This window comes from uncultured Sphingopyxis sp., from assembly GCF_900078365.1.
In the GTDB taxonomy this organism is placed as follows: Bacteria; Pseudomonadota; Alphaproteobacteria; order Sphingomonadales; family Sphingomonadaceae; genus Sphingopyxis.
On record NZ_LT598653.1, the window covers coordinates 3570750 to 3584178 of the forward strand.

The following is a 13429-nucleotide window of genomic DNA, read 5'->3' on the forward strand; positions in this document are numbered from 1 at the left end:
GCCTTCGCGGGGACACAGGATTTTCTTAAATGCCGGTCAAGGGGATCGCGATCTTTCCGCCTTTTACCCTGCCATCAGCGCCGCATTGCCGCCCGCCGCGGTGATGTCGGTCGAGATCGACTTTTCCTCGGCGAAACGGTGCAGATAGTGCGGGCCGCCCGCTTTCGGGCCCGTCCCCGACAGGCCTCGCCCGCCGAAGGGCTGCGAGCCGACGATCGCGCCGATCTGGTTGCGGTTGACATAGACGTTGCCGACCGCCGCGCGCGCCGCGATATGCGCCGCCACGCCGTCGATGCGCGTGTGGACGCCCAAGGTCAGGCCATAGCCCGAGGCGTTGATCGCATCGATCAGCGCATCGAGCTCGCCGCCCTTCCACGTCGCGACGTGCAGCACCGGCCCGAAGATTTCGCGCTTGAGGTCGGTGACATGGTCGAGCCGGATCAGGACCGGCGGTACGAAATGGCCGTCCGCGGGCAGGTCGGTGCGTCCGGCTTCGGCGATCACGCGGCCCGCGGCGCGCGCTTCGGCGACATAGGCGGCGATATTCGCCCGTGCCTCCTCGTCGATGATCGGGCCGACGTCGGTCGACAGGATCGCCGGGTCGCCGACATTGAGCTCGGCCATCGCGCCCGCGACCATCTCGATCATCGTCTCGGCGACATCCTCCTGCACGCAGAGCAGGCGCAGCGCCGAGCAGCGCTGCCCCGCCGACTGGAAGGCCGAAGCGACGGCGTCGCGCGCGACCTGTTCGGGCAGCGCGGTCGAATCGACGATCATCGCGTTGGCGCCGCCCGTCTCGGCGATCAGCGTCGCGATCGGGCCGTTACGCCCCGCGAGGCTGCGGTTGATCATCCGCGCGACTTCGGTCGAGCCGGTGAAGGCGACGCCGATGATGTCGTCATGGCTCGTCAATGCCGCGCCGACAGTTTCGCCGCGGCCCGGGAGGTAATGGAGCACGTCGCCGGGGATGCCCGCTTCGAGCAGCAGCTCGACCGCGGCGTGGGCGATCAGCGGCGTCTGCTCGGCGGGCTTGGCGAGCACTGCATTGCCCGCGGCGAGCGCCGCCGACACCTGCCCCAGAAAGATCGCGAGCGGGAAGTTCCACGGGCTGATCGCGACGAACACGCCCTTGCCTTCGAGCATCAGCTCGTTGCGCTCGCCCGTGGGGCCGGGGAGCGCGACGGGGTAAGTGAAATCGGCGCGCGCCTGGCCCGCATAATAGCGGAGGAAATCGACCGCCTCGCGCACCTCGGCGACCGCATCGACGACCGTCTTGCCCGCCTCGTCGATCGCGAGGCCGAGGAACAGCGCGTCACGCTCTTCGAGCAGGTCGGCGGCGCGTTCGAGCCGTTCGGCGCGGAAGGCGCCGCCCGCGAGGCTCCAATTGTCCTGCGCCTTTCGCGCGGCGGCGACGGCATCGGCGACAGTAGCGGCGTCGGCCTCGACCACCTGACCCAGGATGGCCCCCGTCGCGGGATTGCGCACCGCTTCGGCCTTGCCCTGGCGCGCCGCGCCGCCGACGATCGGCGCCGCGACGAGGTCGCTTCGCCGCGCCGCGCCGATCGCCGCGACCAGCGCCTCGGGCACGCCCGGATCGCCAAGATCATAGCCCCGCGAGTTGCGCCGCACCGGGTCGAACAGTCCGAGCCCTGTGGCGATGGTCGAGGATGCCGCGCTCGTCACGCCGCGCGGATCGACCGCCAGCTCCTCGGCGGTGACGCCGGGGTCCGAAAATTGATGCACGAAGCTCGAGTTCGCGCCATTTTCGAGCAGGCGGCGGACGAGATAGGCGAGCAGGTCGCGGTGTGTGCCGACCGGCGCATAGACGCGCACCGGGCGCGGCGGCGGGAACAGCGCGACCAAGGCGTCATGCGCGCCCTCGCCCATGCCGTGCAGCCGCTGCAGCTCATAATCGGCGCCCGCGAACAGCTCGGCGACGAAAGCGAGCGTCATCGCATTGTGGCTCGCGAAGGCCGGGAAGATGCAATCCTGACAGTCGCGCAGCAATTGGGCGCAGCGCATATAGTTGAGATCGGTATGGAGCTTCGCGGTGAACACCGGAAAGTCACCGAGGCCCAGCGTCTGCGCGCGCTTGATCTCGGTGTCCCAATAGGCGCCCTTGACGAGCCGCATCGACAGCCTGACCCCGCGCGCCCGCGCGCGATCCGCGAGCCAGTCGATCACCGCCGGCGCGCGTTTCTGATACGCCTGGATCACGATGCCGAGCCCGGCCCAGCCGTCGGCGATCCCGGCGTCGATCAGCGCCGCGAACACATCCATATGCGGTTCCAGCCGGTCGCTTTCCTCGGCGTCGATCATCAGCGGGATGTTGACCGCGCGCGCCGCCCTAGCGAGTTCGATCACCCGCGGGATCAGCTCGCCCGCCACGCGCGCGCCCTGCAGATATTCATAGCGCGGGTGGAGCGCCGACAGCTTGATCGAAATGCCGTGATTGGCATGCGGATCGCCCGGCTTCGCATTCTTGCCGATGCGCGCGATGGCATGGGCGTAGCTGTCGTAATAACGTAGCGCGTCCTCGGCGGTGCGCGCCGCTTCGCCGAGCATGTCGAAGCTCGCGAGTTCGGACTTTTCCTTATCGGCGCGCTTGACCGCCGCGTCGATCGTCTCGCCCATCACGAATTGCTGACCGAGCAGCTTCATCGCGGCGAGCGCCGCCTGGCGGATCACCGGTTCGCCCGAGCGGCGGATCATCGACTTCAAGAGCGTCAGCGGGTTCGCCTTGCTGCCCATCGCGTCGAGCATCAAAGTCGCCGACCCGAGCGACAGGCCGCGCGCCGACAGCGCGACGATCAGCGGGCTGTCGTCATCGTCGCCCTCGGCCCAGTGGCGCCCGGCGATCTTGTCGCGGATCAACGCATTGGCGGTCGCATTGTCGGGAACGCGCAGCAGCGCTTCGGCGAGGCACATCAGCACGACGCCCTCCTCGGTCGACAGGCGATAGCGGTTCATCAGCTGCGCGACGAGCGTCTCGCGCTCGCCGTCGGCCTTCGCCTTGCGGATCAGTTCGAGGCCGCGGCGCGTGACCGCCTCGACACTCGCCGGCGAGGTCGCGAGGGTAGCGCGCAGTTCGGCGACGATGTCGGCTTCGCTGCGGCGGGCCAAGGTGCGAAGGGGGGCGCGGAGAGACGCACGGTCGGGGCTTTGGGTCATGGCGTCCTGCTACCATATCGAAGAAAGTCGATCCGACTTGTTTACCGGCATTTTATATATGAATTGACCAAGTTTCATATCAATCCTAGTCGAATCATATGAAAAAGCCCTCATCGACAGTCGAACTGGACGAATTCGATCGCAAGATCCTCGCGATTCTGGGGCGCGACGGACGGATCACCTTCACCGAGCTCGCGCTCCAGGTCGGCCTGTCGAAGACTCCGTGCCAGCAGCGCGTGAAGCGCCTCGTCGACAGCGGGCTGATCGTCGGCTTCCGCGCGATCGTCGACCCGGCCAAGGTCGGGCTCGACCATGTCGCCTTCACCGAGGTCAAGCTGTCCGACACGCGCGAGGCGGCGCTGAAGGAGTTCAACAATGCGGTGCGGCGCATTCCCGAGGTCGAGGAATGCCACATGATCGCGAGCAGCTTCGACTATCTGCTCAAGGTCCGCACCCCCGACATCCGCCGCTATCGCATCGTGCTCGGCGAGAAAATCTCGAGCCTGCCGCACGTCGCGAGCTCCTCGACCTTCGTCGCGATGGAGACGATCCTCGAATCGGCGCGCTAAGGCTCTGCCATCGCAGATTGACAATTGGCGTTATTAGTCTATATATACGTCAATTGTCACAGGAAGACTCATGCAGCTCGTCGCCGTCAAAAACGCACCGCCGCCGCCCGCTCTCCGCTTCTCCGACGCGGAAGTGCAGGCCATGCAGCGCGCGGCGATCCGGCTCTTCGACCATTGGGGCGTGACCGACGCGCAGGCGGCGGTGCTGCTCGGCGACATCGCCGTGCGGACCTATCAGCGCTGGAAGCAAGGCGAATATGGCCGCTGGACCGTCGATCTGGCGGCGCGCCTCTCGAACCTCATCGGCATCCACAAGGCGCTGCGGCTTCTCTATACCGACGCGAAGCGCGGCTATCGCTGGATCAAGGCGCCCAACCGCGCCTTCGGCGACCGCTCGGCGCTCGAGATCATGCTCGGCGGCCAGCTGACCGACCTGATGCGCGTGCGCCGCTATCTCGACAGCTATCGCGGCGTCTGGTGACGGGAGAATGCCGGACGCGCCGCTGTCTCGCGTCGACTGGCCGTCGGCCGTCCGCCTGATCGAAAGCAGATTTCCGCCGATCGACCTGTTCGAAGACCTCGCCGACCCGGAAGATTGGGACTTGCTCGCCGCAGCCGAGGCGAAGACGAACCCCCGGATCGCCGAGACGATCGGCAATCTCGACCTCGTGCCCGTCGAACGGCGCGTCGCGGGGCCGGGCGCGAGCTATGTGATGGCGCCCTTCACCCATTGCTCGCCCGACCGGCCGGGGCGATTCCATGACGGACATTTCGGCGCCTATTATACCGCCGGGGATTTCGAGACGGCGGTCGCCGAAGTCACCCACCATCAGGCCCGGCGCCTGCTCGACACGAGGGATGAGCCAGGCTGGATCTCGGACATGCGCGAACTCGTCGGCGCCGTGGCGGCCGAGCTCGTCGACATCCGGACGAGCGGCTTCGATGCGCTCCTCGCCCCCGACGATTATGCGCCGTCGCAGAATTTCGCGCGCCGGCAGCGCGAGGCCGGGAGCGACGGGATCGTCTACCCCTCGGTTCGCAACCCCGGCGGCGAATGTATCGCCGCCTTCTGGCCCGACGTCGTCGCGAGGCCGGTGCAAGGCCGCCATTTCCGCTATCACTGGAACGGCGAGCGGATCGATATGATCCACGAGCTCGTTCTCGACGGATCGGGCCCGATATTCCGCCTCGAGGTTTAGCCGGGACGACTTTCCACGCTTCCGGGGCGCAGGCGCAAATTGACCGATAGGAACCCATTGACCGGCGACACGGATGGCGGCAAAGGCAAGTGCCTTCGGCCCCCGGCCTTGGACATGGTCAGGTCGCCGAAATGCGGGTGTAGCTCAATGGTAGAGCAGCAGCTTCCCAAGCTGACGACGGGGGTTCGATTCCCCTCACCCGCTCCATGACCTCATCCGACATCGTCCGAGTTTGCTTTTGAAAACCGCAGAAAACTGCGGTATATTGGCTTTCATTCTCCGACGATGTCCAGCGCGATCCGACAGCATCCGAGCGTGTTTGGGGGCCATTTTGCCGATTCTAGCGTCGGGCTTCAATTCGAGTAGCCCCCAGCGTGGGGGCCACTCGGTGGAAAGGCTTGAACCATGCCGCTTTCAGATGTCGCGATCCGCAACGCCAAGCCCCGGGAAAAATCCTATAAGATGGGCGACTCGCTCGGCCTCTTCCTGCTGGTTCAGCCGAGCGGCGGAAAGCTTTGGCGATTCAAATATCGGGTCCTCCGACGCGAGAAAAAGCTCGCGCTGGGCACCTATCCCGACATCAGCTTGAGCGAAGCGCGCCGCCGCCGCGATGAAGCGCGCCAGATGGTTGCCCATGGCCGCGACCCCGCCCGCGAAAAGCAGCTCGAAAAGCACCGCGCGTTCATGGAGGCAGCCAACACCTTCGCTGCCATCGCCGACGAATATTGCCGCAAGCGGCGGCGTGACGGCACGCGTGCCTGGGCGCCGGCGACGGCGAAACGAAGCGAGTATCTGCTTTCGCAGCTTAGCATTTCCATCGGCCGCCTGCCCGTCACCGACATCGGACCCGCCGATGTCCTCACCGCCATCCGTAAGATCGAGGCCAAGGGCAATTACGAAAGCGCCCGCCGGACGCTGCAACTCGCCAGCGGCGTGTTCCGCTACGCCGTTGCCACCGTGCGATTGAATTCGGACCCGACGCGCGATTTGCGGGGCGCTCTCATCGTGCCCAAGGTGACGCACTATGGCGCGGTCATCGATCCCAAGGAGGTCGGCGAACTCCTGCTCGCGATCGACGATTATGAGGGGCACGTCGTGACCAAGCTCGCCTTGCAGATCGCCCCGCATGTTTTCGTTCGGCCCGGCGAACTGCGGCACGCCGAATGGAGCGAAATCGACCTCGAAGCCGCGCTATGGACGATCCCGGCGGAAAAGACGAAGATGCGCAAACCCCATCACGTTCCCCTGTCACTTCAGGTGATCGAGCTGTTCCGGTCGCTGCAAATGTTCTCGGGCAACAGCGGCTATGCGTTCCCGTCGATCCGCAGCCGCAAGCGCCCGATGTCGGACAATACCCTCAACGCCGCGCTGCGGCGGCTCGGTTATGCCAGCGACGAAATGACGGGGCATGGCTTCCGGGCGATGGCGAGCACCTTGCTCAACGAATCCGGCCTATGGTCGCCCGACGCGATCGAGCGCGCGCTGGCGCACGGCGATGGCGACCGAGTCCGCGCCGCCTATCATCGCGGCACGCATTGGAAGGAGCGCGTGAAGATGGCGCAATGGTGGAGCGACCACCTCGACGAGCTACGCGCGCAGGGAAAGAAGCCCCGTTAGCGGGATTCTTCAAAAACTTTCGCCCGGCAATCGGAAAAGTCGCCGCGGTGCATCCTACTATTTAGCCGCGGCGAGAAAGGGACGGAACGACCGAGGCGAAATGGGGAGAGGAGGAGTATCGGCTTGGGGCAAAGCCGTGCCGAGATTATCGCGTGGGTGGCCGGCAACGTGATTCCGCACGAGGCCGCGCTGCGCGCGCGTCTGCGGCGCATGGCGGTTGCGGGTGAGGAAATCGACGACATCGTGCAGGAAACCTATTTGAACATCGCCCGGCTGAAGAGCGTCGAACATATCCGCGACGGGCGCGGCTATCTGTTCACGGCCGCGCGGATGGTGATGCTCCAGCGCATTCGCCGCAACCGGATCGTGCGGATCGACCATCTGACCGACACGCAGGCACTGGCGCTCGAAGATGACGCCCCCGGCCCGGAGCGGCATGTCGCCGCGCGCCGCGAACTGGCCCGCGTGCGGCGCATGATCGAGGATTTGCCGCCGCGCTGCCGCGAGATATTCGAGCTGCGCCGCGTCGAGGGCGTCTCGCAGCGCGAGATCGCCGAGCGGCTCGACCTGCCCGAACATACCATCGAGCAGCAGGCCATTCGCGGCCTCAAGCTCATTCTCAAGGCGATCACGAACGAAGATCGCGAAGGCGCCGACCCTTCGGAAACGCGCCACACGGCGGTCAAAGGGACATCGGGCAATGGATGACGACGGCGCGGCGCGCTGGGCCATCCGCCGCGATGCAGGCCCGCTTTCCTCCGACGAACAGCGGGAATTCGATGCCTGGATCGCCGCCGACGAGCGGCGGGAGGGCGCGTTGCTGCGTGCCGAGGCGGCGCTGATCTATATCGCCGGCGACCCCATTCTGATCGATGCGGAGAGCGGCCCCGCCGCACTGGAGGAGGAGGCCCCGGCGCCATCGCGGTTCGGCCGGCGTCATTTTCTCGCCGGAGGTGCGGCAGCGGTCGCGGCCGGCGTGGCGGGCGTCCTGCTGATGCCGTCGGGCCAGGAATATTCGACGACGGTCGGCGAGGTGCGGCGGCTGCCGCTGGCCGACGGCTCGGTCGCCACGGTCAACACCGCCAGCCGCATCGCGGTCGCGCTCGAACCCGAACGGCGCCATATCACGCTGGAGGAAGGCGAGGCCTGGTTCCAGGTCGCGCACGACGCGCACCGGCCCTTCGTGGTCGATGTCGGCGCCGTCCGCGTCCGCGCCGTCGGCACGGCCTTTTCAGTCCGGCGCAATCCCGAAGGCGTCGACGTCCTCGTGACCGAGGGCGTGGTCGAGACATGGATAGAGGGCAACGAGGCGGCGCGGACCCGTATCGCGCGGGGGGAACGCAGCTTCGTCGCGACGGGCACGCAGGCCATCGTGGCGGTGAAGGCCGCGGACGAGATCGACCGCGCTCTGGCCTGGCGCGACGGCGGGCTCGCCCTCAATGGCGAGCCCCTGTCCTATGCCGTCGCGGAGCTGAATCGCTACAATCACCGCAAGCTGGTGGTGGAGGACCCGGTTCTCGCCCGGATGCCGATCGTCGGCTATTTTCGCACCGACGAACCCGGAGATTTCGCCCGCGCCGTCGCGCCGCTGGTCGGCGCGCGCGTGGAAATGCGGTCGGGTGACATGCACCTCGTCGCGACCGGCTCCTGATTTTTTCCGGCGCAGGCATCGGAAACGCGGCGGCGCTGCATCCTACCTTATGAAGGCGCACAACGCGCCTCTTACATGGGAGGGACAAGATGCGGGGAATTCTCGAGTTCAACGGCGCACGCACGATGGCGAGCGTGGCGGCGATCGTCGCGGTGGCGGTGAGCAGCCCGGCGATGGCGCAAGAACGCAGTTTCGACGTCCCGGCGCAAGACGCCGCGCGCGCCATTCCCGAATTTGCCCGGCAAGCGGGTATCCAGATCGTCGCCAGCGGCGTCACGACGCGCGGAAAGACGACCAACGCGGTTCACGGCAGCATGAGCGTCAGCGAGGGGCTGCGCGCGCTTCTGGCCGGCACCGGCCTCGTCGCCCGGGGTGACCCTGCTAGCGCGGCCGTCATAACAATCGTCGCCGCGTCGGAGGGGCAATCGACCACCGGTGACGATTACCGCGGCAACGAAATCGTCGTCACCGCGCAGAAGCGCGTGGAATCAATTCAGGACGTGCCGATTGCCGTCACGGCATTGTCGCAGGACGACCTCAACGAACAGAAAATCGAAAGCGGCTCCGACATCATGCGCGCCGTGCCGAATCTGACCTTCTCCAAATCCAACTTCACCAGCTATAACCTGTCGATCCGCGGTATCGGCACCAAGGCGATTTCGGCATCCACCGATCCGGGCGTGGCCGTGAGCTTCAATAACGTCGCGATGATCAATAACCGCTTCTTCGAACAGGAATTCTTCGATCTGGAGCGCTTGGAGGTGCTGCGCGGGCCGCAAGGCACGCTTTATGGCCGTAACGCAACCGGTGGTGTCGTCAACCTGATCACGGCGAAGCCGAAGCTCGATCGGTTCGAGGGCAACATCAAGGGCGAGGTCGGCAACTACAACAGCCGCCGCATGGTCGGCATGCTCAATATTCCCATCGTTCCCGACGCATTCGGTCTGCGCGTCGCTGGCGCGATGACCCAGCGCGACGGCTATGATTATAATTCGATAACGGACAATCGGATTAACGGACGAGATCTCTATTCGCTGCGGGCAACCCTCGGTTTCGAAAATGACTGGTTGCGTGGCAGCTTTATCTGGGAGCGCTTCCGCGAGGACGACAATCGTTCGCGCACGGGCAAGCAGCTCTGCCACCGCGACGAAAGTCCGGATGTGATCGGTTCGACGACCATTCGCGATCCGAACCCTCCGCCACTCTTTGCCGAATTTCAGGAACAGCGCGCCGCCCTATTCAGCACGGGTTGCAAAGCAGGCAGTCTCTATGCCGATGAAGCGTTCGGCACGCCGAACGGGTTGGGTTTGGCCTATGTGGCAGGCCTCAACATAGCGCAGGGGCTCTACGGGTCCGACGCGCCGCCGGGTGCGCCGTTGTCATCGGGATTCCTACTCAAACCCATCGATCCCTATGGTGGCATGATGCAATCCCGCGACTTGCGAGAAGTCGCGTCGATCCGCGATCCGCGTTATCGGGCCAAATCGGATATATTGCAGCTTAACCTCGATGTCGATCTGTCGGACAGCCTCACGCTATCGTCGCAGACGGCCTGGAACTGGGACGGGGTTTATTCCTTTCAGGATTATAACCGCTTCAACACGGTACCGATCTTCAACGATACGTCGAATTGGGAAGCGTTCGGAGGACAGGGGGCACCGAGCCTGTGGCGAGGCATGGCGCCGGGAGGAATTTTTTGCGATCCGCAAATCGGCTGCTCTGACCGACTAGCGGTCTTTGATGTTTCATCGTCAGATTCAAAGCAATTTTCGCAAGAAGTGCGAATGCAATCCGATTTCGATGGTCCGTTCAATTTCAGCGTTGGCGGAAATTATACGCATTTCAAGACGAAAAATGAATATTATGTCATGAGCAATCTTCTGACGGCTATCGCCATGACGGAGCCATTCAATTTTACTGGCACACAGACCCAATGTAGTTGGGATGTATATTTCTCCATTTATGCTACCGGACCAAACGTTCCGATCAAGAATTCCATGTGTCCTTATATAGACCCCAACCCTGTTGAAAATATAAGTGGCGAAGGGCACAATTATTTTAGAAGTTCAAACCCTTATGAACTTAACAGTTATGCGGCCTTCGGTGAGGCCTATTACAACATCAATCCCGATTTGAAGCTCACAGCCGGGCTGCGTTACACCAATGACAACAAGCGTTTCACCCTGGTCCCCAGTCAACTGCTTCTCGCGCCGACGATAGCTGCGGGTGGCGTTGTCGGAACCGGCCATCCGATAGACCGCGATGTTGTCGTGAAAGGTGGCGAGTTCACTGGCCGTTTGGGGATCGATTGGCAGCCTGATTTGGGCTTTACCGATGATACATTGCTCTACGCGTTCTTGAGCAGAGGCTACAAAGCAGGAGGAATCAATCCGCCAACGCCTGGATTTGCGACTCCGGAGCAACTGGTCGACGCTGGCATCGTGAGCCAGGCAAACGCAAATTTCTACAAACTGGCCGGATTCTTCCCGGTGCTAGAACTGACGGCCGTAAACTACGGCGCGACCTTCGAACCCGAATTCGTAAATGCCTTCGAGATTGGAACCAAGAATGTGCTGATGGGCGGAAGGCTCACGTTGAATGCCGGGGCGTTCTTCTATGACTATAAAAATTATCAGGTTTCGCAAATTCGCGATCGCACGGCCGTCAATGAGAATTTCGACGCCAAGGTCTGGGGCGCGGAGCTTTCGGCTCAGTTTGAGCCCGTCGATCGTCTGCGCTTTAATGCCAATATCGGCTATCTTGGTACGCGAATCGGGGAAGGTGAAAAGTCGATCGACCCGATGAACCGCAACCTCGGCAATCCCGATTATACGGTTTTCAAGCCATGGGTTCAGTTGCCTTCAAACTGCGTTGTGCCCACGCACATCGCCGAAGGTTGGCTCAACATGTCACAGGGTTTCCAATACGCCGCGAATGTTTGTGGCGGTATCCGCGGCCTCGTCGGCGGTCTCTTTGGAGCGCGGGTACTCGATCCTTTGACGGGCCAGCGCTACGACCCGGCCAACTACCCAGAGCTCAATGGCGGTGCAGGTCTCTACACCGAGCTTGGCGGCAATGAACTGCCGAACTCGCCACACTGGACGGTCAATCTTGGTGCTGAATATACGATCCCGTTCGGCACCGACTGGAGCGCGACGATCCGCGGCGACGGCTATTGGCAGGCGAAGAGCTGGGCGCGGGTCTACAACCTCAACCCCTACGACCGGCTGCGCGACTGGACGAACTTCAACATCTCGTTGCGTGTCGATGGCCCCGACGATCTGTCGATCGAAGCCTATGTGAAAAACGTCTTCAACTCGACGCCGATCACCGATGCCTTCCTCAACTCGGATGACTCGGGCCTGACGACCAACGTCTTCACGCTCGACCCGCGCATCATCGGGTTCAGCATCGCCAAGAAATTCTGAGTCCTCTCTCCACTGAGGGAACGCCTCGGGCCGATGCCTCGCTTGCTCCCGGGCAAGCATCGGCCCGGTTTTTTGGACCTAGCGGAACAGTCTCTCGCACTCCCTCTCCCCTGAGGGACACCTTGGCCGCCGTCCCGCCAGTCCCGGCACCGGGCGGCGGCCTTATTTGTCCGGCAGCGAAGGCGGCCAACATGGCGCTCCGCCCCGACGACCAACCGGAGGTGAAGGGATGCAAGGCGACGACTTTGTGCCGAACCAAGGCCTGGACGCGGGCGCGCTGAATTTCGCGGCGGCGTTCCTCGCTGAAATCCAGCGGGCGGCCGGCCTCGCCGACGTCGAACGGCTGCTCGAAGCCGCAGCGCGCGAATTGGGCTTCCGCCACTATGCGATGATCCATCACGACGATCACCGCGCCGCGTCGCCCGGCCTCATCAACATGAACAACTATCCGCCCGACTATGCCGCGGCCTATTTCGGCGGCCTCTATCACCGCGACGACCCGGTCGTTCACGCCTGCATCGCCGCCAACGCCTGCTTCGCATGGTGCGAACTGGCCGACCTGATCGAACTGGCCCCGCGCCACCGCGCGTTCCTGGAACGCGGCGCGCGGCACGGCGTTGCCCACGGCATCACCGTCCCCGCCTTCGTGCTGGGCGAGCGCAGCGGCTCCTGCAACTTCTGTAGCCCGCGCACCCCCGACCTGACGCAGCACCACATCGCCGCCGCCCAGATCGTCGGCGGCTTTGCCTTCCAGAAAGCCCGCCGCATCATTGGCCGCCGCCCGCGCCCGATCCGCGCCGTTGGTCTCCAACAGCGCCAGCGTGAATGCGCGATCCTCGCCGCCCAGGGCAAGAGCAACACCGACATCGCCACCATCCTCGGCCTGACTCCCGCGACGATCAAATCCTACATCGAAGCCGCCTGCGGCCGTTACGAGGTCCACAACCGGACGCAGTTGGTCATCGCCGCGATCCTCGATGGCGAAATCGGCCTCCACGAAATCTCCCCACGTCAATACCGCCACCTGGCGACCTAGAAAATTCCGCTGCGATGTGAAGCGCGTTCGCGAATCCGCGACCGGCATCGGCTTGCCGCCGCCCCTGCCTTTTGGGGGCGGGCGGCGGCCTTCCGAATGAATGTTGGTGGGGAGCTATCGGTCGGTGAATAGGGACGACAGCAAGGCGCTGGCATCCAGCTTCAGCGCGTCGGCGATCTCACAGAATTCGATGACATCAATCCGCCGCTCGCCGACTTCATATTTGGCGACGAACGATTGTGGCCGGCCCAATCTCTCCGCCAACTGAACCTGCGTCAGCCCCGCCGCCTTGCGCGCCGCGGCAAGGCCGGATTGGAGCTGACGATGTTTGGGAGTACGAAGCGACCGAGCCATGAAAGAACCGACAAAAGGAGGCCTTTCCTTGCGTCGGTTTTGGGATTATCCCATATTGGGATTAGAAGATTTGCCGGGAGCGATGGACATGACCGTAACGCCGCCGCCGCGTCCCGAAAACCTCGATTTCCCCGACACCATCTTACCCTATGATCGCGCCAATATCCTGACCTATGCGCGCGTTCTCGATGTTGCCGAGGGACGGGACATCATCGACGGCCGCGACTGGCGCGAGGCCAGCATCATCATCCTGGGATGCAACCCCGACCAGGACGAACCCGCCGCGCGCCGCTGCTGGGACGCCCACGTCGCGCGGGCGCGCTGGATCATCAGCGAAGGGCTACCGCTCTTCCTCGCGGGCGACGGGAAGCAGTGCGAGCGTTGAGTTGAAAGGCGCGGCGGTT

At 64.0% G+C, this 13429-nt stretch carries 11 protein-coding genes and 1 tRNA gene; 10 read left to right on the plus strand and 2 right to left on the minus strand.

The annotated features are described in order from the left end of the window. Positions 1-63: 63 nt before the first annotated feature. Positions 64-3171: a bifunctional proline dehydrogenase/L-glutamate gamma-semialdehyde dehydrogenase PutA gene (gene putA, locus QZL87_RS16595; RefSeq protein ID WP_295321508.1), complete on the minus strand. Its 3108-nt coding sequence runs from the start codon at positions 3169-3171 to the stop codon at positions 64-66. Between the two features lie 98 nt (positions 3172-3269). Here putA and QZL87_RS16600 point away from each other — a divergent pair, with 98 nt between their 5' ends. The 9 genes from QZL87_RS16600 (at position 3270) to QZL87_RS16640 (ending at position 12671) form a co-directional block, all read left to right on the plus strand. Beyond that, a complete protein-coding gene (locus tag QZL87_RS16600) occupies positions 3270-3740 on the plus strand; it encodes an Lrp/AsnC family transcriptional regulator (protein ID WP_295321509.1) in 471 nt (156 codons plus the stop codon). A 70-nt stretch (positions 3741-3810) separates the two neighbouring features. Further along, entirely contained in the window at positions 3811-4221 is a 411-nt protein-coding gene (locus tag QZL87_RS16605) for an MbcA/ParS/Xre antitoxin family protein (RefSeq protein ID WP_295321510.1), read from the plus strand. Between the two features lie 7 nt (positions 4222-4228). Beyond that, a complete protein-coding gene (locus QZL87_RS16610) occupies positions 4229-4939 on the plus strand; it encodes an RES family NAD+ phosphorylase (protein ID WP_295321511.1) in 711 nt (236 codons plus the stop codon). Positions 4940-5072: 133 nt separating this feature from the next. Next, positions 5073-5146, plus strand: a tRNA-Gly gene (locus tag QZL87_RS16615). A gap of 198 nt (positions 5147-5344) precedes the next feature. Further along, the gene (locus QZL87_RS16620) at positions 5345-6556 is read left to right on the plus strand and encodes an integrase arm-type DNA-binding domain-containing protein (RefSeq protein ID WP_295321512.1); all 1212 of its coding nucleotides are present in this window, start codon (positions 5345-5347) and stop codon (positions 6554-6556) included. A gap of 123 nt (positions 6557-6679) precedes the next feature. Next, positions 6680-7264, plus strand: a complete 585-nt coding sequence (locus tag QZL87_RS16625) for a sigma-70 family RNA polymerase sigma factor (protein ID WP_295321513.1) — start codon at positions 6680-6682, stop codon at positions 7262-7264. After that, entirely contained in the window at positions 7257-8207 is a 951-nt protein-coding gene (locus QZL87_RS16630; RefSeq protein ID WP_295321514.1) for a FecR domain-containing protein, read from the plus strand. Before QZL87_RS16625 ends, QZL87_RS16630 begins: the two co-directional genes overlap by 8 nt. Before the next feature lie 89 nt (positions 8208-8296). After that, entirely contained in the window at positions 8297-11635 is a 3339-nt protein-coding gene (locus QZL87_RS16635; RefSeq protein ID WP_295321515.1) for a TonB-dependent receptor, read from the plus strand. A gap of 247 nt (positions 11636-11882) precedes the next feature. Continuing rightward, positions 11883-12671 (plus strand): LuxR family transcriptional regulator, encoded by a 789-nt coding sequence (locus QZL87_RS16640; RefSeq protein WP_295321516.1) that lies wholly within the window; start codon positions 11883-11885, stop codon positions 12669-12671. A gap of 114 nt (positions 12672-12785) precedes the next feature. Here the strand turns inward: QZL87_RS16640 and QZL87_RS16645 are convergent, their stop codons facing one another. Beyond that, positions 12786-13025, minus strand: a complete 240-nt coding sequence (locus QZL87_RS16645; protein WP_295321517.1) for a helix-turn-helix transcriptional regulator — start codon at positions 13023-13025, stop codon at positions 12786-12788. A gap of 88 nt (positions 13026-13113) precedes the next feature. Here QZL87_RS16645 and QZL87_RS16650 point away from each other — a divergent pair, with 88 nt between their 5' ends. Next, on the plus strand, positions 13114-13410 hold the full coding sequence (locus QZL87_RS16650) for a DUF2285 domain-containing protein (RefSeq protein WP_295321518.1): 297 nt from the start codon (positions 13114-13116) through the stop codon (positions 13408-13410). Positions 13411-13429 lie beyond the last annotated feature (19 nt).